General features: G+C 60.8%; 22 protein-coding genes and 1 pseudogene. 10 read left to right on the top strand and 13 right to left on the bottom strand.

Translation table 11 applies throughout. The features are described from left to right. Positions 1-5: 5 nt before the first annotated feature. From rdgB to F1529_RS16765, 3 genes are all read right to left on the bottom strand, one after another. Positions 6-596: an RdgB/HAM1 family non-canonical purine NTP pyrophosphatase gene (gene rdgB / locus F1529_RS16775; protein ID WP_155136660.1), complete on the bottom strand. Its 591-nt coding sequence runs from the start codon at positions 594-596 to the stop codon at positions 6-8. A gap of 132 nt (positions 597-728) precedes the next feature. Further along, on the bottom strand, positions 729-1319 hold the full coding sequence (gene metW, locus F1529_RS16770; RefSeq protein ID WP_155136657.1) for a methionine biosynthesis protein MetW: 591 nt from the start codon (positions 1317-1319) through the stop codon (positions 729-731). After that, on the bottom strand, positions 1312-2535 hold the full coding sequence (locus F1529_RS16765; protein WP_155136654.1) for a homoserine O-acetyltransferase: 1224 nt from the start codon (positions 2533-2535) through the stop codon (positions 1312-1314). The genes metW and F1529_RS16765 overlap by 8 nt, the downstream gene beginning before the upstream one ends. Positions 2536-2798: 263 nt before the next feature. Between F1529_RS16765 and F1529_RS16760 the strand changes: the two genes are divergently transcribed. After that, a complete protein-coding gene (locus F1529_RS16760; protein WP_155136651.1) occupies positions 2799-4100 on the top strand; it encodes an MFS transporter in 1302 nt (433 codons plus the stop codon). A gap of 85 nt (positions 4101-4185) precedes the next feature. After that, positions 4186-4800, top strand: coding sequence for an outer membrane beta-barrel protein (locus F1529_RS16755; protein WP_155136648.1), 615 nt, complete (start codon positions 4186-4188; stop codon positions 4798-4800). A gap of 71 nt (positions 4801-4871) precedes the next feature. Here the strand turns inward: F1529_RS16755 and trmB are convergent, their stop codons facing one another. From trmB to ftsY, 8 genes are all read right to left on the bottom strand, one after another. Next, positions 4872-5591 carry a tRNA (guanosine(46)-N7)-methyltransferase TrmB gene (gene trmB / locus F1529_RS16750; RefSeq protein ID WP_155136645.1) on the bottom strand — a complete coding sequence of 240 codons (720 nt, stop codon included), beginning with the start codon at positions 5589-5591 and terminating at the stop codon, positions 4872-4874. A gap of 287 nt (positions 5592-5878) precedes the next feature. Continuing rightward, positions 5879-6658, bottom strand: coding sequence for a thiazole synthase (locus F1529_RS16745; RefSeq protein ID WP_155136643.1), 780 nt, complete (start codon positions 6656-6658; stop codon positions 5879-5881). 57 nt (positions 6659-6715) lie between these two features. Further along, positions 6716-6913, bottom strand: coding sequence for a sulfur carrier protein ThiS (thiS, locus tag F1529_RS16740; protein ID WP_007148846.1), 198 nt, complete (start codon positions 6911-6913; stop codon positions 6716-6718). An 8-nt stretch (positions 6914-6921) separates the two neighbouring features. Next, on the bottom strand, positions 6922-7290 hold the full coding sequence (locus F1529_RS16735; RefSeq protein ID WP_007151521.1) for a DUF423 domain-containing protein: 369 nt from the start codon (positions 7288-7290) through the stop codon (positions 6922-6924). Between the two features lie 410 nt (positions 7291-7700). Then, positions 7701-8564: an RNA polymerase sigma factor RpoH gene (gene rpoH / locus F1529_RS16730; RefSeq protein WP_007149640.1), complete on the bottom strand. Its 864-nt coding sequence runs from the start codon at positions 8562-8564 to the stop codon at positions 7701-7703. 267 nt (positions 8565-8831) lie between these two features. Continuing rightward, on the bottom strand, positions 8832-9884 hold the full coding sequence (gene ftsX, locus F1529_RS16725) for a permease-like cell division protein FtsX (protein WP_155136640.1): 1053 nt from the start codon (positions 9882-9884) through the stop codon (positions 8832-8834). Beyond that, positions 9874-10560 carry a cell division ATP-binding protein FtsE gene (gene ftsE, locus F1529_RS16720; RefSeq protein WP_007150059.1) on the bottom strand — a complete coding sequence of 229 codons (687 nt, stop codon included), beginning with the start codon at positions 10558-10560 and terminating at the stop codon, positions 9874-9876. The genes ftsX and ftsE overlap by 11 nt, the downstream gene beginning before the upstream one ends. Before the next feature lie 86 nt (positions 10561-10646). Then, complete coding sequence (ftsY, locus tag F1529_RS16715) at positions 10647-11831, bottom strand: signal recognition particle-docking protein FtsY (RefSeq protein WP_155136636.1); 1185 nt, start codon at positions 11829-11831, stop codon at positions 10647-10649. A 219-nt stretch (positions 11832-12050) separates the two neighbouring features. Here ftsY and F1529_RS16710 point away from each other — a divergent pair, with 219 nt between their 5' ends. The 6 genes and pseudogenes from F1529_RS16710 (at position 12051) to F1529_RS16685 (ending at position 18181) form a co-directional block, all read left to right on the top strand. After that, positions 12051-13403, top strand: a complete 1353-nt coding sequence (locus F1529_RS16710; RefSeq protein ID WP_155136633.1) for a pitrilysin family protein — start codon at positions 12051-12053, stop codon at positions 13401-13403. Continuing rightward, on the top strand, positions 13400-14842 hold the full coding sequence (locus F1529_RS16705) for a pitrilysin family protein (RefSeq protein ID WP_155136630.1): 1443 nt from the start codon (positions 13400-13402) through the stop codon (positions 14840-14842). The genes F1529_RS16710 and F1529_RS16705 overlap by 4 nt, the downstream gene beginning before the upstream one ends. Then, the gene (gene rsmD / locus F1529_RS16700; protein ID WP_007151586.1) at positions 14832-15449 is read left to right on the top strand and encodes a 16S rRNA (guanine(966)-N(2))-methyltransferase RsmD; all 618 of its coding nucleotides are present in this window, start codon (positions 14832-14834) and stop codon (positions 15447-15449) included. The genes F1529_RS16705 and rsmD overlap by 11 nt, the downstream gene beginning before the upstream one ends. Positions 15450-15619: 170 nt before the next feature. Next, positions 15620-16525, top strand: coding sequence for a metal-dependent hydrolase (locus F1529_RS16695; RefSeq protein ID WP_155136624.1), 906 nt, complete (start codon positions 15620-15622; stop codon positions 16523-16525). Between the two features lie 113 nt (positions 16526-16638). Next, a pseudogene (locus tag F1529_RS16690) lies at positions 16639-17847 on the top strand (NnrS family protein). A 37-nt stretch (positions 17848-17884) separates the two neighbouring features. Further along, a complete protein-coding gene (locus F1529_RS16685; protein ID WP_155136621.1) occupies positions 17885-18181 on the top strand; it encodes a hypothetical protein in 297 nt (98 codons plus the stop codon). A gap of 12 nt (positions 18182-18193) precedes the next feature. On the opposite strand, the gene F1529_RS16680 is transcribed toward F1529_RS16685, so the two are convergent. Both F1529_RS16680 and F1529_RS16675 read right to left on the bottom strand, forming a co-directional pair. Further along, positions 18194-18997, bottom strand: coding sequence for a mechanosensitive ion channel family protein (locus F1529_RS16680; RefSeq protein WP_155136618.1), 804 nt, complete (start codon positions 18995-18997; stop codon positions 18194-18196). After that, positions 18990-21725: an ATP-binding protein gene (locus F1529_RS16675; protein WP_155136615.1), complete on the bottom strand. Its 2736-nt coding sequence runs from the start codon at positions 21723-21725 to the stop codon at positions 18990-18992. The genes F1529_RS16680 and F1529_RS16675 overlap by 8 nt, the downstream gene beginning before the upstream one ends. A 215-nt stretch (positions 21726-21940) precedes the next feature. Here F1529_RS16675 and F1529_RS16670 point away from each other — a divergent pair, with 215 nt between their 5' ends. Then, positions 21941-22348 carry a CBS domain-containing protein gene (locus tag F1529_RS16670; protein ID WP_155136612.1) on the top strand — a complete coding sequence of 136 codons (408 nt, stop codon included), beginning with the start codon at positions 21941-21943 and terminating at the stop codon, positions 22346-22348. A 121-nt stretch (positions 22349-22469) separates the two neighbouring features. After that, positions 22470-22961 (top strand): DUF962 domain-containing protein, encoded by a 492-nt coding sequence (locus tag F1529_RS16665; RefSeq protein WP_007150117.1) that lies wholly within the window; start codon positions 22470-22472, stop codon positions 22959-22961. Positions 22962-22987: the final 26 nt, after the last annotated feature.

The raw sequence follows: 22987 nt of genomic DNA, 5'->3' as shown, positions 1-22987 counted from the left end.
GGTCGTCAGGCTTTCAATGCTTCGATCAGGAGAGCCATGGCCTTGCCCCGGTGGCTGATGGCATTTTTTTCCTCTGCGGGCAGCTGCGCGGCGGTGCAGCCTTTTTCTTCCACAAAGAAATGGGGGTCGTAGCCAAAACCTTGCTCGCCCTGGGGTTCCAGTACGATGCGTCCGTTCCAGCTGCCCTGGCAGATTAGTGGGGTGGCGTCGTCTTCGTGGTGCATCAATACAATCAATGCTACGTAGCGGGCCTGGCGAGCCTCTTCCGGAATCTCGGTGAGCATCTCTACCAGCAGGGCGTTGTTTTTGGCGTCGGTGGCACCGACCCCGGAAAAGCGGGCGGAGAAGATGCCGGGGCTGCCGTTCAGCGCGGCGACCTCTAGCCCGGAATCGTCGGCGATGGCGGGCAGGCCGGTGTGCTTGCAGGCATTGCGGGCCTTGATGATGGCGTTTTCCACAAAGGTGCTGCCGGTTTCTTCGGCTTCCGGCACATCGAACTCACTCTGGGCGACCACTTCAATGTTGAGCGGGGCCAGCAGGTGCTGCATTTCGGCGAGTTTCTTGGCGTTGCCGGAGGCGAGAACGAGTTTTTCCATGGGGAACTCCAGATGTGGTTAGCTGCGAGTATCTAGCCGCGAGCCACGAGAAAAAGATAAAAGAGTGGGAACCTGGACTACGAGTTCTGCACTGCCTAACTTCGTAGCTCGTAGCTCGTAGCTCGTAGCTGCTTAGCTTTTCACCCGATAAATAGCGATTTCCCCGAACAGATTTGGCCACCATTTGCTGAGCACGCTGGTGCGGTGATTACGGTTAATCACCTGGCGTTCGAGGATACGAATGCCGTGCTTTCGGCAGTGGGTTTCAAAATCCTGCACGGTGCACAGGTGAATGTTCGGGGTGTTGTACCACTCGTAGGGCAGCGCGGACGACACCGGCATGCGCCCTTTCAGGCCCAGGTAGGCGCGGACTTTCCAGTGGCCGAAGTTGGGGAAAGTGATAATCGCTTCGCGACCGACGCGGACCATTTCGTTGAGGATCTGGTCCGGGCGCAGCACCGCTTGCAGGGCCTGGGTCATCACCACGTAATCAAAGCGGTGATCCTGGAAATTGCCCAGCCCGCCGTCCAGATCCTGCTCCAGCACATTCACGCCCTTTTCAAAACAGGCGGCCAGGTTGTCCTGGTTGATTTCCAGGCCATAGCCGGCGGTTTGCTTGTGCGTTTTCAGGTGGGCCAGCAGGGTGCCGTCGCCGCAACCCAGATCCAGCAGGGTTGCGTTGTGGGGAATCCAGTCGCTGATTAGCTGCAGGTCATCACGCATCGGTGCTGGCCTCCACGTTTGTTGCCCTGTTTTCAGTCTCGTTGGCGCTGTTTTCCACCTCGTTGGCGACCCTGTGCATGTAGGCGCCGAACAGCTTGGTGTACTCGGGAATGTCCAGCAGGAAGGCGTCGTGGCCCTTGGGCGTGTCGATTTCCGCGTAACTCACATTGCGGCCGGCGTGGACCAGGCCGTTGACGATTTCCCGGCTGCGTTCCGGCGCGAAGCGCCAGTCCGAGGTGAACGACATGACCAGGAAGTTGCAGCTGGGTTTGGCCAGGGCCTGCTCCAGTGAATGGTCAAACTCCCGGGCCGGGTCGAAATAGTCCAGCGCCTTGGTCATCAGCAGGTAGGTGTTGGCGTCGAAGTTGCGCGAAAACACCTCGCCCTGATGGCGCAGGTAGGATTCCACCTGAAACTCCACATCGAAGCCGAAATGGAAACGCCCGGCGCGCAGGTCGCGGCCGAACTTCATGCGCATGGCGTCGTCGCTCAGGTAGGTGATGTGGCCGACCATGCGCGCCAGAATTAGCCCCTGGCGTGGGTAGGTATCGTGCAGGTAATAACGCCCGCCGTGGAAGTTCGGGTCGGTCAGAATCGACTGTCGCGCCACTTCATTGAAGGCGATGTTCTGGGCAGACAATTTCGGTGCGGCGGCGATGACCACTGCATGGCTGAGGCGTTCCGGGTAATCGATGGACCACTGCAGGGCCTGCATGCCCCCCATGCTGCCGCCGATGACCGTCGCCCAGTGCGGAATGCCGAGCACATCGGCCAGCCGTGCCTGGCTGTTCACCCAGTCCTTCACCGTCATCATGGGAAAATCCGGGCCCCAGGGTTGGCCGGTCTCCGGATTGATGGATGCCGGGCCTGTGGAGCCGTGGCAGCCGCCCAGGTTGTTCAGGCTCACTACGAAGAAACGGTCCGTGTCGATGACCTTGCCGGGGCCGATACAGGTATCCCACCAGCCCGGGCGTTTGTCGTCCGGCCGGTGATAGCCAGCGGCGTGATGGTGGCCGGACAGGGCATGGCAGATCAGCACCGCGTTGGACGCGTCGCTGTTCAGGGTGCCGTAGGTTTCATAAACCAGATCATAGGTCGGCAGCGTGCGGCCACATTCCAGCTCCAACGGGGTGTCGAAGTGGTGAACCTGTGGCTCGATCAGCCCTACGGAGCCGGCGGCGGCATGGGGCAAGACGTCGGGATTCTGTTGCGACATGATGACTCGCTAGCAAGAGATGTCGCAAAGTCTAAAGCCCGCCCGGTGGGGGCGCAATCAAAGCCCGGCCGTTGCCATGGTATCCTGCCGAATCGGGCACGGTATTTTCGCGGTTCTGTGCATCCAGTATGCCGGATGCTTTCACACAAAACCCCTGCGCGCCGCAAAACGGGGAAAGCGTCTCGGAATAGCGGCAGCATTTCAGGCCGCGTGTTTTTCGTCAGGCATCCGGCATTCGGCGTCTAGCGATTATCAGGAAGGGTATGAAGAAAGAATCGGTAGTGGACGCGTTGTATGAAAAAGTGGCCAACGATGAAGATGCGCGCACCTGTACGGACATTAGTGAGGACGCTTGCCGGGAGGTGCCGGGCAACTTCTTTCGCATTATCGCCGCCAATACCCTGACCAAGGTTGGCGACCTGTTGATCAACCCGAAAACCGTGCTGGCCTGGCTGATCAGTGCGGTGGGCGCGCCGGGCTCTCTGGCCGGCTTGCTGGTGCCGATTCGCGAGTCCGGCTCGCTGATCCCTCAATTGATGATCGGGGCGCTGGTGCGGCGCTATCCCGTACGCAAGGGTTTCTGGGTGCTGGGAGCGGCGCTGCAGGGATTGTCCGTGCTGGGCATGGCGCTGGTGGTCTGGTTGCTGGATGGCCTGGCCGCGGGGTGGGGGATTGTCGGCCTGCTGGTGCTCTTTAGCATCAGCCGGGGCTTCTGTTCCGTGTCCATGAAGGATGTGCAGGGCAAGTGCATTCCCAAATCCCGCCGTGGCCGGCTCACCGGACTGTCGGCCACGCTGTCCGGAGCGCTGACCTTCGGGCTGACGCTGCTGATCTTCCGTGGCGACAGCGACCCTTCCGTCCTGTTCTACAGTGCACTGCTGGCCGGTGCCGGTGCGGCCTGGTTGGTGGCCGCGCTGGTGTTTCTGTCCGTGGATGAATATCCCGGTGCCAGCGAGGGCGGTAGCAACGCCCTTCGCGAGGCCTGGAATAGCTTGTCCCTGTTGAAGGACGATGCGCCTTTTCGGCGTTTCGTAATCACCCGTGCCTTGCTGATGGCGTCGTCATTGGCGTCGCCGTTTCTAGTGTTGCTGGCGAAAGAGCAGTCCAGCCTGGCGTTGCTGCTGGGGAGTTTCGTGTTGGCGTCGAGCCTGGCCAGTGCGGTGAGTGCCACGGTGTGGGGCTATATGGCGGACAGCTCCAGCCGCACCGTGATGGTTCGCGGTGGCGCGCTGGCGGCGTTGGTGTGTGTGGTGGCGGGCGCGGTGTCGGTGTCCGGTGTGCAGGCAGAGGGGATGCACTGGTTGTACCCGGTGGCTTTTTTCATCCTGGCTATTGCCCATGCCGGCGTGCGTATCGGCCGCAAGACCTACATGGTGGACATGGCGGGCGGCACCAAGCGCACCGATTACACTGCGGTGAGCAATACCGTGATTGGCGTTCTGTTGCTGGCGGTTGGCGGTATCAGTGCGGCGGTGGCCATGCTGGGGAACGACTGGGCGTTGCTGGTGCTGGGCACGATGGGGGCGATGGGGGTTGCCAGTGCGACATCTCTCAAAAGCGTGTAAGCAATATCGCAACGATAAGAAAAAGATTTTCCATCTGCCGTTTAGCTATTAGTCTTGCCGCCTTTGCCAAAATAAGGGGGGAATCATGAAAAAAACGCTAGTGATGTTGCTGGTAACCTTGGCCACCGGAAATTCCTGGGCTGCCGAAGATAGCCTGAAAGGAGGCTTTCTTGTGGGTGGAGGCTTTGCGCGGGATACCGGCAATTTTGCTGATGAGCTGGAAGATGTACTGGGTAGCGGCTTCAACGTAGAAGATGATGGTGCCAGTACCGGCCCAGACCTGTACCTGGGGTATGCTTTTAGTGGCGCGTCTTCTATTCGGGTTGGGTATCGCCAATTCGGGGAGCAATCCGGAGAGGTGTTCACTGGTGGAATGAAGATAGGCGAATATGAGGTGGATGCCGATGGTCTGTACCTGGCTGCTGATATCATGTTCCCACTTGCGGACACCGTTTATTTGGGGGGGACATTGGGTTTGCAGAACTGGGATGGCGAATCCACTACTACCACTGCCCTCGGAACGTCTAAAGGCAGCAGCGATGGTCGGGATTTTTTCTATGGCCTGCGTGGTAAATTTCTCTTCAATCAGGGCAAAGGCGGTATTTTCGCCGGTTACACCTTCTACAGTTTTGAAGATGAAATGGGTGAAGAGCTGGAATACAACAGCTTAAGCTTGGGGGTGGAAGGCTACTTCCGCTGAGATCGAGCAAAGAAAAACCGCAGCCCACGCTGCGGTTTTTTTTGCCCGTTTGTAGAACGAATTCTTTCCTGTTAAGCGCTTTTCTCGAACAACAAGTCCCAGACCCCGTGGCCAAGTTTTTCCCCGCGGCGCTCAAACTTGGTTTCCGGGCGCCAGCTCGGGCGCGGCGAGAACCCGCCAGGCCCCGCCATATTGTTGAAGCCCTCGGCCGTGTTCATCACTTCCATCATGTGTTCGGAATAATTTTCCCAGTCCGTGGCCATATGCAGGATGCCGCCTGGCTGTAATTTGCGCTGCACCAGTGCCACCCAGGCGGGCTGGACGATACGGCGCTTGTGGTGCTTCTTCTTGTGCCAGGGGTCGGGGAAGTAGAGTTGCACCCGTGCCAGGCTGTTGTCGGGAATACACAGTTCAAGAATCTCTACCGCATCGTCACAGTAGCTGCGCAGGTTATTCAGGCCCTGCTGCTCGATTTCCATGAGCAGGGCACCTACGCCGGGACGGTGCACTTCGATACCGATAAAGTCCTTGTCCGGGTCGGCGGCGGCCATTTGTGCCAGCGACTGGCCCATGCCGTAACCGATCTCGAGCACCCGGGGAGCATCACGGCCGAAAACATGTTCGGGATCCAGCGTGCCCTGATCCCGCTCCAGCCCGAAGCGGGGCCACAGGGTGTCCAGAGCATTGCGCTGCCCGGCGGTCAGGCGGCCCTCGCGCAGGACAAAGCTGCGCACCTTGCGCATGACCTTGCCGGTTTCCGGATCTTTATCGTGGTTGATGAAATCGAGCATGGGGCCGGACTACCGTAGTGAAAGAGGCGGATGAAAGGGTGACGCTGTAGCAGTGGATTATAACAAAAAGGACCGGGTGGCGGTGAATGTGCCCTCTTCACGCCACCTTGATCAGGGATGGGTAAAGTGAACACAGAGATTCAATACAACTCTGCCTGAAGTGCACGAGCATCAACGGTTCAACACTTCCCCTTGGCGCCAACTCCCCCCAGAGTGGCGCCGTTTTTTTGCCTGCCGTGCAGGCGCGTTTAACATCGATCGTCTGGCATCCGGCGTTTGGCCTTTTATTAGCGGCTCAGGCCATCCAGCGGCGAAGAAGCCGAGGCGTAGGCCTTGCGCGGCATGCGCCCGGCCAGGAAGGCTTCGCGGCCGGCTTCGATGGCTTTCTTCATGGCGGAGGCCATCAATACCGGCTTTTGGGCATGGGCCACGGCTGAATTGAGAAGCACGCCGTCACAGCCCATTTCCATGGCCAGCGCCGCATCGGAGGCGGTGCCCACGCCGGCGTCCACGATGATGGGGACCTTTGCTTCTTCCATGATCAGCTTGATGTTGTGCGGGTTGAGAATACCCAGCCCGGAACCGATCAGGGAACCCAATGGCATCACCGCTACGCAGCCCATGTCTTCCAGTTCTTTTGCCACGATGGGGTCGTCGTTGGTGTAAACCATTACCTTGAAGCCGTCGTCGATCAATTCGCGGGCGGCGTGCAGGGTGTGGGTAATGTTCGGGTACAGGGTTTTCTGGTCGCCGAGCACTTCCAGTTTCACCAGGTCGTGGCCATCCAGCAGTTCCCGCGCCAGCTTGCAGCACCGCACCGCATCTTCGGCGGTAAAACAGCCGGCGGTGTTGGGAAGGATGGTGTATTTGTCCGGGCTGACGAAATGCAGCAGGTTGGGCTCGTCCGCGTTCTGGCCAATGTTGGTACGGCGAATGGCGACGGTGACGATTTCTGCGCCGCTGGTTTCGATGGCGTCGCGGGTCTCGTCAAAATCCTTGTATTTGCCGGTACCGATCAGCAGGCGGGAGGAGTAGGTGTTTCCGGCAATGGTAAGCAGATCGGACATTCTGGCCTCGATAATTCGGTGAGTAGTTTGCTGTCAGGGCAATTCGGGTGGTGCGGGTCAGCCGCCGCCGATGGCATGCACGATTTCCAGCACGTCACCTTCGTTCAGGGTGAAGTCGGCATGTTGGCTTTTCGGGATGATGTCCCGGTTCACTTCCACCGCCAGTCGACGGCCAGTCAGTTCCAGCTGGGCCACCAGGTCGGCAATGGTGTTGCCATCCAGGGAGAGCGTATCGCCATTCACAATGAGCTTCATGATCTTTATCAAGCGTGTTTGAAAAGGGACCAGGCCAGCATCAGCCAGCCGATGATCAGGGCGGTGCCGCCTAGCGGGGTAATGGCGCCAAGCCATTTCTGCCCGCTTAACACCAGTACGTACAGGCTACCACTGAATACCAGCATACCGGCAAACAATACCCACCCGGCAGTGACCATGCTGGAGGCGCCGAACGTTTTCGCCAGTAAACCCACCAGCAGCAGCGCCAGCGCATGAAAGAAATGGTATTCGCTGGCGGTGGCCCAGGTGGCGAGCAGGGATTCGTCCACGCGGGCTTTCAGTCCATGGGCACCGAAAGCGCCGAGCATGACGGCAAGGGCGCTGTTGAGGGCGCCGAGTACAAGCAGGGTTTTCATTCATTGCTCCGCAGTGGCGGTCGTAGAAGGGTGCCGCCTCGGGTTGCGTAGTGTACCGGAATTCCGTCGCCGTCGGGATATTCAAGGCCGCTGTAGGAGTACCTCTTGAGGTGCGAACCGCGCGTCAGCGTGGGAATCGACCGCAGGGCGATCAGGAATAACAGGGCTCGACAGATTTATACAAGAACGATTGCGATAAGCTTGGACTGTTGTCGCCTCGTTGCACTCGGTTCGCACCTCAAGAGGTGTTATTCGCTTCACTCCCCCCTTCGGGCCGCACTGCAATACGTGCGTTACTTCGCTACGCTCGTTCCTACAGGGAGCTACAGGAAAGCGCTGGGGCCTGAAAAAAGCCCCTCGAAAGGGGCTTTTAGCGTGTTGCTTGTTGCGTGAAGCATGCAGCGTCTCTTTTACGCTGCGATGGCGTTACGCAGCTTCTTGATGGCGTTGTTTTCCAGCTGGCGAATCCGTTCGGCAGACACGCCGTACTCGTCGGCCAGTTCCTGCAGGGTGGATTTCTGGTCCGCCAGCCAGCGGCGTTCCAGAATGTCGCGGCTGCGTTCGTCCAGTGCCATCAGGGCTGAGCTCAGCTGGCGACTTTCGCGCTGCTGCTTGTCCTGTTCCGCAAGCAGATCGGCCGGGTCACTATTGTCGCTGTGTAGATAGGCGGCGGGTGACACCACGGTGCTGTCGTCGTCATCGTTGGTGGGGCCATCGAAGCTGGCGTCGTAGGCGCCCAGACGGCCTTCCATTTCCTTGACCTGCGTGGCGGTAACGCCCAAATCGTCGGCGACCCGCTGGGCCTCTTCCATGGTCAGGCGGCCCAGCCGTTTTTTCTGGCCACGCAGGTTGAAGAACAGCTTGCGCTGGGCCTTGGTGGTGGCCACTTTCACGATGCGCCAGTTCTTGATCACGTATTCGTGGATTTCGGCCTTGATCCAGTGCACCGCAAAGCTCACCAGACGGACCCCTTTAGTGGGGTCAAAGCGCTTTACGGCCTTCATCAGGCCCACGTTGCCTTCCTGCACCAGGTCGCCCAGTGGCAGGCCGTAACCGGTGTAGCTGCGGGCGATGTGGGCGACAAAGCGCAAGTGAGACAGGACCAGGCTGCGTGCCGCATCCAGGTCCTGATCGTAATACAGTCGTTCGCCAAGGCGTTGTTCTTCCTCTGCGCTGAGTACCGGCACGGCGTTAACGGCTCGCATGTAGGCGTCCAGGTCGTTACCCGGTACGGCTAATGTGAGCGCCTGTGCGCGTTCTGAAAGGTGTGTCATGCGCGTGTTCTCCTCGTTGGCGTCGCTCGTTGACGAGCATCCCAATCCGTTTGAGTCCTGATATTAGCACTCGCATTCATAGAGTGCTAATAGGCGAAAAAGTTCCGTTTGATCGACTCAGTTGATCGCTGCTTAAGAGCATGCATCGCCCGTGTTAAGCACGGATGAACAGAGTATTAGAGGGGTTTGGGGCGATCAGGTTCCCTGGGCGTCAATTTGTCAGGCTACCCGCTTCCAGGCTTGAAGCCGGGCTGCGGGGCCTTTGCCTCAGAAATTCGGCTCGATATCGCCCAGGTGGCGGCCCACGGCCAGCCAGGCGCCCAGCAGGCCCAGTACACCGCTGAACAGGGGCAGGATGATCAGGCTGGATGCAGCCATGGAGGTCAGTGATTGCTCGCTGCTATAAAGCATCAGCAATTCATCAATGGGCCCGCCCAGCCACCACAGCGCAACCTGCACCAGAATGACTGCGGTGAGGCCGCCCGCGAAGCCGAAGCAAAAGCCGGTATAGAGGAAAGGACGACGGACGAAGCCGTCGGTGCCGCCGACAATCTTGACCACCACAATTTCTTCCCGCCGGCTTTCGATGGCCAGGCGGATGGTGTTCACCATGACCAGCACCACGGCGGCGGCCAGCGCCAGGGTGAGGGCGGAAATGAGTCGCTCTCCCAGCTCGATGAGGGCGTGCAGGCGGCGTACCCATTCCACGTCCAGCTGCACCAGATCCACACCATCAGCGTCGCCCAGGCGGTTCTCCAGGGCGCGCAGGGTCACCGGGTCGGTGCTGTCCGGGAAGACCACAATCAGCGGGGGAAGCGGGTTGTCCGGCAGGGCTTCGAGTACATCACCGAAACCGGACAGGGCCTTGAACTCCGCCAGCGCCTGGGCGCGGGTAATCACCTCGGTGCGGGTGATATTTTCGGTGCCTTTCCATTCCTCGGCCAGCGCCCGCTGGCGGGCCTCGCTAATATCCATGTCCAGGAACACGGACAGATGGGCATTGCCGTCCCAGCCCCGGGTGATGGCGCGGGCATTGTCCAGCAGCACGGCCAACCCGGCGGGCAGGGCCAGGGCGATGGCGATGACCAGAATGGTCATGGCGCTGCTGGCGCGGGCGGCATTGAGGCGTTGCAGGGCGTCGCGCAGGGAGTCGCGATGGTGCTGGCGCCAGCTGATAAAACGGTCTCTCAGGGAGGTCTGGGCGCTGTGAGCGCCGGCCACCCGACGTGGCCGTTCCGTTTTCTGGCGGCCGGGTTTGACCGGAGTGGCGCTGCGGGCGCCCCGGTTGCTTTTGCCCTTGTTGGTGTTGTTAGGCGCCATGGGCCTCTCCTGATTCGTCGCCGTCATGGATCAGGCGGCCTTCGCGCAAGGTCAGCAGGCGGTGGTTGTAGCGGGCGATCAGGCTCAGGTCGTGGGTGGCGATCAAGACCGCCACGCCGACCCGGGCGAAATCCTTGAACAGGTCCATGATCTCTTCGGACAGGGCCGGGTCCAGGTTGCCGGTGGGCTCATCGGCCAGCAGCAGCGGGGGTTTGTTGACCACTGCCCGGGCGATGCCCACGCGTTGCTGTTCGCCGCCGGAGAGCATGATCGGGTTGAGCTTTTCCTTGTCCAGCAGGCCCACCTTGTCCAGGGCGGCGCGTACCCGTTTGCCGATGTCGGCACGGGCATAGCCGGCGATGATCAACGGCAGGGCCACGTTATCAAAGACACTGCGGTCGAACAGCAGTTGGTGGTTCTGGTGAACCATGCCGATCTTGCGACGCAGCAGGGGGATGTGGCGATTACTGAAACCGTTCAGGTTCTGGTTATCAATCAGTACCTGCCCCTGTGTAGGGCGCTCAATCATCATGATCAGTTTCAGCAGGGTGGACTTGCCCGCCCCGGAGTGACCGGTGAGAAACGTCAACTGCCCGGCGGGGAGTGTGAACCCCACTTTGCTGAGCGCGTCTTTCCCGTTCGGGTAGCGTTTGCTGACCCGGTCAAACTGAATCATGGTGTCTCGCTTAGGCTCGACCGCTTCACGTAACACGCAGCAGGCTTGCACGCGGCGTGTTGCGTGAAGCCTGGGGCGTGCGGCGTTTAACCGGTCACATCTTCAAACAGTGCCTGCACAAACTCTTCCGCATGGAAGGGGCGCAGGTCTTCCAGTCGTTCCCCGACGCCGATAAAACGAATCGGCAGGCCAGTGCGTTTGGCCAAGGCAAACAGGATACCGCCTTTGGCGGTGCCGTCGAGCTTGGTGAGAGCCAACCCGGTCACGCCGGCGGCATCACGGAACTGTTCTGCCTGGTTGATGGCATTCTGGCCGGTGCCTGCATCGAGTACCAGCAATACCTCGTGGGGGGCATCCGGGATCAGTTTTTTCATCACCCGGGTCACCTTGGTGAGCTCTTCCATCAGGTTGCCACGGGTATGCAGGCGCCCGGCGGTGTCGGCGATCAGAATATCGGCACCGCGTGATTGGGCGGCCTGCACTGCGTCATAGACCACCGAGGCAGAATCGGCGCCGGTGTGCTGGGCCACCACGGGAATGTCGTTACGCTCGCCCCATACCTGCAGCTGCTCCACGGCGGCCGCCCGGAAGGTGTCACCGGCGGCCAGCATCACGCTCTTGCCTTCGGCCTTGAAGCGGCAGGCCAGCTTGCCGATGGTGGTGGTCTTGCCGACCCCGTTCACACCCACCATCAGGATCACGTAGGGCTTTTTGCTGCCGTCGATCTGCATGGGCTGGTCCACCGGAACCAGCAACTTGCGCAGTTCGTTCTGCAGGGATTCGTAGAGGGCGTCGGCGTCTACCAGCTCTTCGCGGGTTACCTGGTCGGTGAGGGCCTGAACGATCACGTCGGTGGCTTCCACGCCCACATCCGCCACCAGCAGCTGGGTTTCGATTTCCTCGAAGATCTCGTCGTCGATTTCCTTGGCGCCCACCAGCAGGTCGGCCAGGCCCTTGCCCAGTCCCTTGCGGGTCTTGCTCATGCCCTGCTTCATGCGGGTCCAGAAACCGCCGTCGCCGTCCTCATCCTGAGGGCTTTCCTCGGGGGCGGCTGGCGCAGAAGGTATGGGCTCCGGCGCTGCTGCTGGTGGCGGTGTGGCAGGCTCCGCGGGTGCCGGGGCGCTTTCTGCCGCGGGCTCGGGCGCTGCGGTGGGTGCCTCGTCGGCATCCACACCGGTAAACATGCGCTTCCAGAAACCGGTCTTCTTTTCTTCCGGTTTTTCGTCCGGTTGCGGGCGGTTGTCGTCGTCGCGGGAAACTTCGTCGCTCATGATCAGTCGTATCCAATCAAGAAGGGTGACCCTTCTTTTGCAATGAGGCTGCAAGAGCAGGGCGATAACCCGGTATGCTATGCCGGAGAAAAAAAGGACCTGCTTGCAGAGTTGCCGTTCGCGGGGGCGAACGCGCCGCTATCCTACCATTATGGGGAGAGGGGAGCAGCTTCGGGTTTGTGGTTCTCAACACAGGTGTGCCCCCAATAGAGGTATTTCATGAAAAGACTGATAACGGTACTGGCGCTGGGTCTGTGGTCGCTGACTGCCCAGGCGGCGCTGCCGACCCATGCCTTTACGCTGGATAACGGCCTGAAAGTGCTGGTGCGCGAAGATCACCGCGCGCCGGTGGTCACCGTGATGGTGTGGTTCAAGGCGGGCAGCATTGATGAAGCCCCTTTTGAGACTGGGCTGGCCCACGTGCTGGAACACATGATGTTCAAGGGCACCGAGAAGCTGGGCCCCGGCGATTTTTCCAGGCTGGTGTCCCGCTACGGGGGCAGCGATAACGCCTTTACCAGTTATGACTACACCGCTTACTTCCAGCAATACGAAGTGTCGCGCCTGCCGTTGGCGCTGGAGCTGGAGGCGGAACGCTTGGGGCACCTGGAAATTGACGACGCGGAATTTGCCCGCGAGCTGGATGTGGTGATGGAAGAGCGGCGCATGCGCACGGACGATAACCCCAATGCGCTGGCCTGGGAAAAATTCCAGGCGGTGGCCCGTCCGGGGACTGGCTATGCCCACCCGATTATTGGCTGGCGTTCGCTGCTGGCCCAGCTGCAGCCGGAGCAGGCGCGTAGCTGGTACCAGCGGTTCTATGTGCCGGGCAACGCCACCCTGGTGATTGCCGGGGATGTCACCCGCGAGCAGGTGGAGCCTCTGGTGGAGAAATTCTTTGCCGATCTGCCGGCCGGGCAGACCCCGCCACGGCCAAAACAGACGGTGAATCCGCCGGCCGGTGAGCGCCGTCTGGCGTTGAGTCTGCCGGTTAAAGTGCCCTCCCTGTACATGATGTACAACGTTCCGTCGCTGGTCACGCTGGAAGACAAGAGTGATTTCTACGCCTTGACCATGCTGGCTGGCGTGCTCGATGGCGGCATGAGCGCGCGTATCGAAACGGATCTGGTGCGTGGCGAACGGTTGGTGGCCGGCGCCGGTGCCAGCTACAGCGGGATTCAGCGGGGCGATGGTACCTTCACGTTGACCGCCGCTCCCAGCCCGGACGTGACTCTGGAGCAAGTGGAAAAAGCGCTGCTGGCGCAGATCGAACGGCTGCAAACCACGCTGCCCACCGACGCGGAAATGGCGCGGGTGCGGGCCGGGGTGCTGGCGGGCCAGGTGTACGAAAAAGACTCGGTGATGGGTCAGGCCATGGAGCTGGGGATGCTCAGCACCCTGGGGCTGGATATTGACCTGTCCGCCCGCTTTGCCGACAACCTGGAGGCAGTTACCGCCGAAGACGTGCAGCGCGTGGCACAGCAATGGCTGGTGCCAGAACGCCTGACCGTGGGCACGGTGAAACCGAAAGCGCCGACCTCTGATCAACCGCAAGCGGAGCCGCAACCATGAAGATGAATGCTTTCCGACTGGCCTGTTTGCTCGTTCTGGGCGCGCTGCTGAGTGCCTGTGCCGGGACCTTTTCGGGGGCTTTCCCCCGCACCGAAGCGCAGGTGGCAGCAACCGACCCGCAAGCGCCAGCGCTGGATATCCAGTCCTGGCAAACCGGGGACGGGGCGAAAGTCCTGTTTGTGGCCAGCGATGCGCTGCCCATGCTGGATATTCGTCTGGTCAGTGATGCCGGCTCCGCCCGCGATGGTGCGCACCCGGGCCTGGCGTCACTCACCAGCGCCTTGCTGGGCGAAGGCGCCGATGGCATGAGCGTGGACGATATCGCCCGCGGATTTGAAGATCAGGGCGCCAGCTTTTCCTCGTCCAGCTACCGGGATATGGGGGTGATCAGCCTGCGTACCCTGTCCGAGGCGCAGTACCGTGAACCGGTATTGGCGCTGTTCAATCAGGTGATCGGTAGCCCGACGTTTGAGCAGGACACCCTGGCGCGAATTCGTACCCAGATGATGCAGGGGCTGCGTATGGAAACCCAGGTGCCCGGCCCGCAGGTGAGCAAGGCGTTTCAGGCCACGGTGTTTGCCGGTCACCCCTACGGCCAGCCCAGTGATGGCACCCTGGAGAGTCTGCCGGCCATTGCCCGTGATCAACTGCAGAATTTCTACCGCACCTACTACGCGGCGGGTAACACCGTGATTGCCATGGTGGGTGATCTGGACCGCGCCCAGGCGGAGAAAATTGCCGCGGACATCAGCGCTGCGTTGCCGGAAGGTCAGGCGGCGCCGCCGCTGGAGCGGGCTGCGCCGCTCGCCGAGCGCCAACGCCAGCACATTACCTTTCCCTCCGCCCAGACCCATATCCTGCTCGGCAATCAGGCCACCTGGCGGGGCAACCCGGACCATGTGGCCCTGTATGTGGGCAATCAGGTGCTCGGCGGTGGTGGTTTTGCCTCCATTCTCACCGACGAAGTGCGGCAGAAGCGTGGCTACGTGTACGGTATCAGCAGCCATTTCGGCCCCATGGCCGCCGGTGGCCCGTTTCAGGTGCGCCTGCAGACGGGTAACGACAATGCCGACGACGCGCTGACCCTGACCCTGGATCTGATCGACCAGTTTGTGCAGGACGGCCCCACCGCGGAACAGCTGGAAGAAACCCGCGCCAGCATTCTTGGCAGCTTTGCCCTGGGCACGGCGGATAACAGCGACATCATCGGCCAGCTTGGCGCCATCGGTTTCTACGACCTGCCGCTGGATTACCTGCAGTGGTTCAACCAGCAGGTGCGCACGGTGACGGCGGAGGAGATTCAGGCCGCGTTCCAGCGCAACCTGACCCCGGACAATCTGGCCATCGTCAGCATCGGTCCCAAGGCGCCACAGATTCGTCCGGCCGATAGCGACGCTGACGCGGCCGCCGCCGAGGAGCCCGCCGATCGTGCCCCGTAAGCGTTCAGGTAAACGCCCCGTCGCCAGCGCCGGGGCGGCGCAGAAAGGCCAGGTGCGGATTATCGGTGGTGAACGGCGTGGCCATCGGCTGCACTTTGTGGACCACGGTGGTGATTTGCGCCCGTCTTCGGATCGTATGCGCGAAACTCTGTTCAACTGGTTGCAATTCGAGTTGCCGGGGCTGCGGGTGCTGGATCTGTTCGCGGGTTCCGGTGCGTTGGGGGCGGAAGCCCTGAGCCGGGGTGCCCGGGAGGCGGTGTTGGTGGAGAAGCAGCGTGACCGGAGCGCGGACCTGAACCGTCAGTTAACGCCCCTGTTCGAGGGGCGCATTACGGTGCATTGCGCCGATGCCTTGAGTTGGCTGCCTGCGCAACGGGAAGCATTTGATTTGGTTTTTATCGACCCGCCTTACGATCTGGGCTTGGTGACGCCGGCCTGTGAGGCGCTGGAAGCCCACGGGCTGCTGGCAGACGGGGCGATTATCTATGTGGAAAGTCGCCGCCAGGGCGAGGTGCCGGCGGTGCCTGCACACTGGGTGTTGTCGAAAGAAAAAAGCGGCGGCGATATTCATGCGCGGTTGTACCGGCGGGAAACCGGCGCGGTTTGACCCGTGCCGTGGCGGGATGGCGTGACGGCACAGTAAACCGGCGCCCGCGCACAGGCCTCATCTCATTGAGCCGGGCATGGGCAGGTTGCGCCAGCAAAATGGCACAACCTGCACTAGTGTGCCAGTTGTGACTGACAAATACTGTGTCCATGAGCAACGAGGACACCGCCATGAATGCCAATGCAGCCACTGCTATAACCACAGGGCAACGCGATCAAACGGCCAAGCGTCAGCCGCCGAAAAAAGTGAATAAAAGTGATATTCAGCCCCGCAAGATGGATTTTCAATTTGATCCGGCCATGCCCCGTTACTGGTTCGACAATGACCAGTTCAAGACCATGCTCTTGACGGCGTTGTCCTGCACTTTTCCTGAAGGTGAGCGCTTCTTCGTCCGTTCCGTGCGCCATTTCCAGAAGAACCTCACCGATCCCTTGCTGCGTGAGCAGGTGAAAGGGTTTATCGGCCAGGAAGCGCATCACGGCAATGAGCACGATGCCTTCAATGCGTTTATGGAATCCAAGGGCGTGCCCACCGGCAAGGTGGATGCCTATGTGAAGGATGGCCTGAAATTCATGGCCAAGTGGTTGTCGCCGGAGCGGCAGCTGGCCAAGACCTGCGCGCTGGAGCATTTCACCGCCATGCTGGCGGAAATGATTCTGGAACATCCGGAATTTATCGAAGGCATGGACGAGCGCATGGTGCCGCTGTGGTTGTGGCATGCGGTGGAAGAAAGCGAACACAAATCCGTGGCCTTTGATGTGTACCGCGATCAGGTGGACAGCTATTGGGTGCGGACGTCGGAAATGGCATTTACCACGGTGGAGTTTATTGGTTTTACCATTCTGCATTACAACCAGTTGCGCGCTGAAATGGATGATCCCACTGACTGGAAATCCGTGCGCCAGGGGCTCAACTGGCTGGTGGGCAAACCCGGCTGGCTGCGCAAGCTGGGCAAATCCTACCTGGCCTATTACAAACGCGATTTTCACCCTTCCAAGCGTGATAGTGCCCACCTGCGACAGCAGGGCCTGGAAAAACTGGCGCGGCTGATGAAGCGCCCGCAATTGCTGTCCTGATTCTCGCCTGACTGGCCGGGTCGTGATCCCGGTCAGTTTTACCGCGTTATTACCATCATGCTCGCCTGCAACCGGGTATATTCGAGGGTGTCTGTTCCGGCAGGGAGAGTCCGATGGCACCGTCAGATTCCACATCCGATACCCCCGACGCGCAAGCCCGGCAGTCCCCGCGTGGATTGCAGGCGCCGCTGTTTGCGTTTCCGTTTCGTCTGTTTTTTCTTTCCGCAGCCTTAATTGCAGCCGTGCTGGTGCCGTTGTGGGTGTTCCTGCTGACCCGGGGAGGCCTGGATAATCTGGTTTTGCCTCCCATGCTGTGGCACCAGCACGAAATGCTGGCGGGCTTTCTCAATGCGGCCATTGCCGGTTTTCTGCTAACGGCGGTGTGCAACTGGACCGGGGCGCGCCCGGTGGCAGGCGGGCGGTTACTGGCGGTGTGGTTGCTGTGGCTGGCCGGCCGGTTGGCAATGACGTTTGCTGGCACCTGGCCCATGGCGGCCAGTGTGATCGATCTGGCCTTTATGCCCGTGCTGGCCTAGTTGGCAGGTATCCGCATCTGGCATGCCCGCCAGTATCGGCAGCTGGTGCTGATGATGGTGCTGGCGTTCTGCTGGGTGCTGGATCTGTTGTTTCATTTGTCCGGGTCGCCGCATTATTTGCATGCCCTAGTGGTGCTGGCGGCGGTGCTGATCTTGATTATCGGTGGGCGCATTACTCCGGCGTTTACACGCAACTGGCTACAGGCTCGCGGCCGGGACAGTGCCCGGGTGCGCACTATCCCCTGGATGACGCCGGTGGGCTTGGGCCTGGCGCTGATGGTGGCCGTGCTGGTGGCGCTCGATATCAAGGGGACGCTGCTGGCAGTGCTGGCGCTGGCGGCTGCGCTCATGGCGTCGTTGCGGTTGGCGGGTTGGTCGTCCTGGCAGATCCGGGATGAGCCGTTGTTGTGGATTCTGCACCTGGGGCATGTGTGGGTGGTGCTGGGCTTTGTACTGCTGGCGCTGGCCCAGTGGCATTGGGTGGCCCCGACCAGTTGGTTGCATGCCTTGGGGGCGGGCGCCATGGGCACCACCATCATGGGCGTCATGACCCGTGTGGCGGTGGGGCATACCGGCCGTGCCGTGGCGCTGCCGCCCGGCGGAATCCTGCTGTATGCGCTGGTGCTGACGGCGGGTGGCTTACGGGTATTGACGGCGCTGGGCTGGTTGCCCTGGTTGTCCGGGGTGTGGCTGTCTGCGGGGCTATGGAGCCTGGCCTTTGCCGGCTTCCTGCTGCTTTATGGGCCGGTGCTGACGCGCCCGCGAGTGGATGGCAAGCCGGGATGATAGGGTAGGCAGAACAGTAACGGCCGGAGGAAAGAGTATGCACTGGCTGAAACGATGGCTTGCCGCCTGGCGCCAACGGCGTGGGGTGGCGCAGGAAACGGAGCGTCCGCAATCGGAGGGCGACAGCGCGCCCGGGCCGGCACTGGGTGAGCACCACGCAGCCCATGGCAGTGATGAAGACCCGGAGCCCTTGCACCGGGGGCGGCGGCGTTTGAAAGAAACCTACACCAGTCACTGGGACCTGGATTATATGCCCCGTGAGGAGCTGGAAGAGGTGCTGTCCGGCGAGGCCGACAAGCCCGCCAGTGATGATGGCAACAAGGATACTGAATAACGGCCCGGCAGATTATGCGGGCCGTGCCACCTGCATTTCAGTAAAGCGTTTGGAGACCCGCACTACGATATCGCTCTGAAATGCTTTCTCGTAATGCACATCCAGCACATAGGCCTTGGCGCGCAGCCGAATCGCCAGCCGGTAGCCCACTTCGATTTCTTCAATGGCAAAGGTGACCGGTTTTTTCAGGTAGGCGTAGCGGCTGGTGACGATGATTTCCTCCACGATGGCCTGGGCCTGTTCGATGTTGGCATCCAGGGCGACGTGGAAATCGGTGACGACCATCATGTCCAGCTCGCCGGCATTGCCGGAGGCGACCACGTCGGTGATAAAGCGTGAATTGGGGATGGTGACCAGGTTGTCGTCCAGGGTTTGCAGGCGCACGGTGCGCAGGCCGATGGAGACAATTTCGCCGTAGACATTATCGAAGCTGACCCGGTCGCCCACGCGGAAAGGACGATCGAACAGCAGGAGCAGGCCGGCCACCAGCGAGGCGGCAATGTCTTTCAGGGCAAAGCCCAGCGCCACGGCGATGGAACCCCCGGCGGCGAGCATGAATTCCTTGGGGGGTTGCAGCACCCCGATCACCAGCGCGATGGCGCCGACGGTGTAGAGCACAAAACCGATCAGGGTCGTGATCTGCAGAATCAGGAAGCGCCGGGTGGGCATTTTCTCGGTGATTTTCTGGCTTGCCTTGCTGATGCCCCAGTTCAGCGCCCACAGCACCAGGCCGCCGATAAACAGCAGCATCAATGCGTAGACATTGAACAGTTCCACCACGACGGTCAGGTCGTTGACGATATTTCCATCATTCATTGAGCAGGTTCTTCCGTGTCAGGTAACTGATCACCTGCTGGTACCACAGGGGCACCAGGCGGTAGCGGCTGTCTTCATCCTTGTGCAGAAAGCCGGCATCAAAGCCGCCTTTCAGGGCGTAGCGCACGATGTTCTCTGGCAAATGGGTGACCGCAGTGATTTCGTGGCTGGTCAGGTTTTCGTGGGTGGCAATGGCCGCGTACACAAACAGGGAGTTATCGCCCATGCCGTCGAGCAGGCTGGCAGAAGGTGGATTGGGCAGCCCCACGGTGACTTGTCGGCCCTTCACTTTGACTGAGGTCAGGAACAGCCGTAATGCCACCATGGGGTTACCGCGGCTGGCGTCCCACAGCAGGCTGAAATAGCGTTGTTCCGCGTTACGCAGATTGCCGGCCTCCGGCCCGCGCGAGGACAGCAACACTTCGTCGTAGCGTAGCTGGAAGTTGCTCAGGTGGTTGCGGCTAAGGATCAGTGAGCGAATGTCAGTCTGCCCCCAGTGTTTTACCCGGATCACATTGCGGAACTGGTATTCGCGGCCGAAGACGTTACACAGGTAGGCCCAGCTCTGGTTGTTGATCAGCAGTACCCAGAACACATTGTCCAGCCGCGCATTGACCAGATTCAGTACCGTGCGCCAGCCTTCCAGTCCGCCCAGCTGGGCCAGGAAAAAGTTCTGTGCTTCATCCAGAACCACCAGCGTGGGTTGGCGGTGTTCGTCTTCCTTGACCAGAGCGGCGGGGCCGTCGTTGACCAGATCCGAGCCCAGCGCATCGCCAATTAACCGGTGAATGGCTTCCGGTGTGCAGGTTTTCGCTGGCACTTTCAGGTGCAGGGTCTGCAGGGATTCACAGCTTTTCTCCAGCACCGCGTTGAGTTTGCCCAGCGAAACACTTTTGCCGCAGCCTTTCTCGCCGGCCACGACCAGTGCGTTCTCATCGGTCTTGTCTTCGTGCCAGCGCTGGATGCTTTTCTCCATGGCCGCCACCAGCCCGGTATCGATAAACGGGGTTTTGCTCGCATCGTCCGGCAGGGCGGAGGCAAACCAGCGCTCGTAGGACTGCGCCGCCGGTTGTTCAGCATCATCGGTCTCGTCTTCGTCGGTGGCCACCGTGGCACGGAATCGGAACCAGCGGGCCTTGAGGCGCATGTACCAGTCGAAGTCAGCCAGCACCCGGTCCACAAAGCCGACCAGAAAGCTGATCAGGGCGATGGGCAGCATCATCGGCGCAAACAGCCAGAAGAGCCGGGGGTGCAACAGGCGGGTAATCAGCGGGTCCAGCCGCGAGGGCATCAGGGTTTGCAGGCAGACCTGATAGTCCTGGTGACGCAATGCCAGTAACCGCCCCAGCCCCCAGTAAATGGCTACCAGCAGTACCCCGAAAAACAGGTAGTACATCAGCGATGGCCCCAGGCTTTCCCAGACCACAATGACCGGCACCCAGGGGACAATCATCCAGCGCGCCAGATTACGGGCGTGGCGTGTTACCTGTTGGGTCTGTCCACCGCCCAGGTAGGCATTGGCGCTTTGCGCAACGCGCATGACCAGCCATTCGCCGATCAGGCACAGCAGGCCGTAGATCACATATAGCTGCGCCAGAGGTAACAGCCATAACAGAATTTTGCTGGAGGGGGTGTCCAGCAACGGGTCCAGGCGCCCCAATACCAGCCAGATCAGGATCCACGGCAGAATCGGCGCCAGCCCGCTGATCAGGCGGCTGGCATTGAGCAGCCAGCGGCGCTCGCCACTGAGTTGCACCACCCGGTCATGTAGTGACAGGGCCCAGCGGCGGGTGCGCTGGGCAAGATGAATCAGTAACCAGAAGCCCACCACCCCGAGAATCAACGCCAGGATATTTTGTACCACCGGCATGAAGCCGCCGTTGCGGATAGGGCCATTCAGGTCGTAGCGCATCAACGCAACGATATCGAGCACGCGCAGGCCGATGCGCTGGCTTTCGTGCTGTAACAGCAGTGGGGCCTGGCCAAGGCCGCCCAGGTTGTTGATCTGCTCCAGCAGCGGGCGGTTTTCCCACAGTTCCGAGCGCAGCGCGCGGACGTCTTTCTGAATATCCAGCCGTGTCTTGAGCAGGCTGCGCCAGGCGGTGGAACGGGCGCCACTGGGGGCGCGCAATGCGGGTAGTTGCAGCCACAATTCATCCAGCGTTTGCAGGGCCTCTGCGGGGGCGCTCTGTAGCTGGCCCAGCACCGCCCACACCTGCTGAATGTGCCGCTGCAGTACCTGGCTCGCCTGGTGAATGGAGGGATCCGTCTCCGGGCTATCGGCCAGTGTCTGCAGTTTTGTATGGTGCGTTGCCAGGTTCAGAAAGGCCTGGCGCTGGGGGAAGTTGAGACCGAAAAACGCCTGCCGCAAGGTGTAGAGCGATTGCTCCAGCGTGTTGACCTGTTGGGTCAGGGTGTCGATATCGTTCTGCAGGGCCGGACATTTGCTGTCGACCACAGCAAGCGGTTGCGGCTCGATCAGGGGCAGTAACGGCCGCTGGTTCAGGGGGCGCCCCAGCAGGGTGTTGAGCTGGTGTGGGGTGGGGACGTCGCCATCGAAAATGGATTGCAGGGTGTAGCGGTCCGTACGCAGTTGCTGACGCTGCTGTTTCAGCTGGGCCAGTGTCAGCTCTGCCGCATCGCAGGCCGCATTTTCGGCGGCTTGCAGCGGGGAGATAATCAACAGGGCCAATAGCCCGAAAGCCAGCCAGACGCGGGGCGATACCATTCGCTGTTCCTCTGCTCCATGTGGGCCTGCGGTCAGGCTTCTTGTTGTCTTGGGAGCCATTGTAGGAAGGCGATGCCTGCATTGTATAGCGATTGCAGGAATTGATCGTTGGGATGGGCAAGAACCGCAGGCAGAGGCTCCTCGGGGGGTGCTATAGTCAAAACCATGAATCTGGACTGTTCCGGTAGTGGCCGGGCTGGCAGAAGGAGAGCGATATGCAAGAGATGACGGTACGTGCCCTGATGGCAAAGCACCCCATGGCAATCAAGACCGGCACCGAGCTGACCGAAGTGGTGGACGCGCTGTTGCAGCACAAGTTCACCGGGCTGCCGGTGGTGGATAGCCAGAACAAGGTGGTGGGGTTTGTCTCCGAACAGGATTGCCTGCGCAAGCTGCTGATTTCCAGTTATCACTGTGAAGGGGCGCTGGTGGTGGAAGACTTCATGCACGATCAGCCGCTGACGGTGAAAGAAGACGATTCGGCGGTGAACGTGGCGGAGCTGATGATCACGGAAAAACCCAAAATCTACCCGGTGGTGGATGCCCAGGGCATCCTGACTGGCCTGCTGACCCGCGAGCAGGTGCTGCGCGCGCTGAAGGACAGCCGCCGGGGCTGCGACTGACAGTCTCGTCTGCCTGCTTCCCAGGGGCCACCGCGCGGGATAACCCCTTCGTACAATTCCCGGGTGTGAGCTGCCGCTAAGCTGTGTGGCAGCTCAAAACAACAACTCGGGAGAGCTGTCCATGCGTGATCTCAATACCTTTCTGGCGGACTATGGCGATAGCCACCGCAATCCGGTCAATCAATGGGTACACATCCTCTGTGTGCCGGCCATTTTTGTGTCCACCCTGGGGCTGTTCTGGCTGATACCGCTGGGGCACTGGCTGGGGCTGGACGGCAGCCTGGCGTACTGGGTCAACGGTGGTACCTTGCTGGCCGCGATCTGCATGCCGTTCTATCTGCGCATGTCCGTGGGTATGACGGCGTTGATGGGGGTGTGGCTGGCCCTGTCCCTTGCCGCCGTGGTGGCGGTGGATCGCAGCGCCCTGTCGTTGGGCTGGAGTGCGGCGGCCTTGTGGTTGCTGGCCTGGGCCGTACAAGTGTGGGGTCACAAGGTAGAGGGCAAAAAGCCGTCGTTTGTGGATGATCTGGTGTTTCTGCTGGTCGGCCCCATGTTCGTCAGCATCGAGCTGGCCCACAAGCTGGGGCTGCGCCGCTCCGGTGTGGTGAATTGATCAGGCGCTGATGAACGTTGCCTGCC

It is taken from the genome of Alcanivorax sp. VBW004 (assembly GCF_009718865.1).
Lineage (GTDB): Bacteria > Pseudomonadota > Gammaproteobacteria > Pseudomonadales > Alcanivoracaceae > Alcanivorax.
The sequence above is the reverse complement of the archived record's forward strand: the minus strand, read 5'-3'. Positions and strand labels throughout refer to the sequence as shown.

What these genes read in the sequence shown, in the direction of transcription:
- rdgB (WP_155136660.1), bottom strand. Translation starts at nt 596, where the DNA reads ATGGAAAAACTCGTTCTCGCCTCCGGCAACGCCAAGAAACTCGCCGAA.
- metW (WP_155136657.1), bottom strand. Translation starts at nt 1,319, where the DNA reads ATGCGTGATGACCTGCAGCTAATCAGCGACTGGATTCCCCACAACGCA.
- F1529_RS16765 (WP_155136654.1), bottom strand. Translation starts at nt 2,535, where the DNA reads ATGTCGCAACAGAATCCCGACGTCTTGCCCCATGCCGCCGCCGGCTCC.
- F1529_RS16760 (WP_155136651.1), top strand. Translation starts at nt 2,799, where the DNA reads ATGAAGAAAGAATCGGTAGTGGACGCGTTGTATGAAAAAGTGGCCAAC.
- F1529_RS16755 (WP_155136648.1), top strand. Translation starts at nt 4,186, where the DNA reads ATGAAAAAAACGCTAGTGATGTTGCTGGTAACCTTGGCCACCGGAAAT.
- trmB (WP_155136645.1), bottom strand. Translation starts at nt 5,591, where the DNA reads ATGCTCGATTTCATCAACCACGATAAAGATCCGGAAACCGGCAAGGTC.
- F1529_RS16745 (WP_155136643.1), bottom strand. Translation starts at nt 6,658, where the DNA reads ATGTCCGATCTGCTTACCATTGCCGGAAACACCTACTCCTCCCGCCTG.
- thiS (WP_007148846.1), bottom strand. Translation starts at nt 6,913, where the DNA reads ATGAAGCTCATTGTGAATGGCGATACGCTCTCCCTGGATGGCAACACC.
- F1529_RS16735 (WP_007151521.1), bottom strand. Translation starts at nt 7,290, where the DNA reads ATGAAAACCCTGCTTGTACTCGGCGCCCTCAACAGCGCCCTTGCCGTC.
- rpoH (WP_007149640.1), bottom strand. Translation starts at nt 8,564, where the DNA reads ATGACACACCTTTCAGAACGCGCACAGGCGCTCACATTAGCCGTACCG.
- ftsX (WP_155136640.1), bottom strand. Translation starts at nt 9,884, where the DNA reads ATGGCGCCTAACAACACCAACAAGGGCAAAAGCAACCGGGGCGCCCGC.
- ftsE (WP_007150059.1), bottom strand. Translation starts at nt 10,560, where the DNA reads ATGATTCAGTTTGACCGGGTCAGCAAACGCTACCCGAACGGGAAAGAC.
- ftsY (WP_155136636.1), bottom strand. Translation starts at nt 11,831, where the DNA reads ATGAGCGACGAAGTTTCCCGCGACGACGACAACCGCCCGCAACCGGAC.
- F1529_RS16710 (WP_155136633.1), top strand. Translation starts at nt 12,051, where the DNA reads ATGAAAAGACTGATAACGGTACTGGCGCTGGGTCTGTGGTCGCTGACT.
- F1529_RS16705 (WP_155136630.1), top strand. Translation starts at nt 13,400, where the DNA reads ATGAAGATGAATGCTTTCCGACTGGCCTGTTTGCTCGTTCTGGGCGCG.
- F1529_RS16695 (WP_155136624.1), top strand. Translation starts at nt 15,620, where the DNA reads ATGAATGCCAATGCAGCCACTGCTATAACCACAGGGCAACGCGATCAA.
- F1529_RS16685 (WP_155136621.1), top strand. Translation starts at nt 17,885, where the DNA reads ATGCACTGGCTGAAACGATGGCTTGCCGCCTGGCGCCAACGGCGTGGG.
- F1529_RS16680 (WP_155136618.1), bottom strand. Translation starts at nt 18,997, where the DNA reads ATGAATGATGGAAATATCGTCAACGACCTGACCGTCGTGGTGGAACTG.
- F1529_RS16675 (WP_155136615.1), bottom strand. Translation starts at nt 21,725, where the DNA reads ATGGTATCGCCCCGCGTCTGGCTGGCTTTCGGGCTATTGGCCCTGTTG.
- F1529_RS16670 (WP_155136612.1), top strand. Translation starts at nt 21,941, where the DNA reads ATGCAAGAGATGACGGTACGTGCCCTGATGGCAAAGCACCCCATGGCA.
- F1529_RS16665 (WP_007150117.1), top strand. Translation starts at nt 22,470, where the DNA reads ATGCGTGATCTCAATACCTTTCTGGCGGACTATGGCGATAGCCACCGC.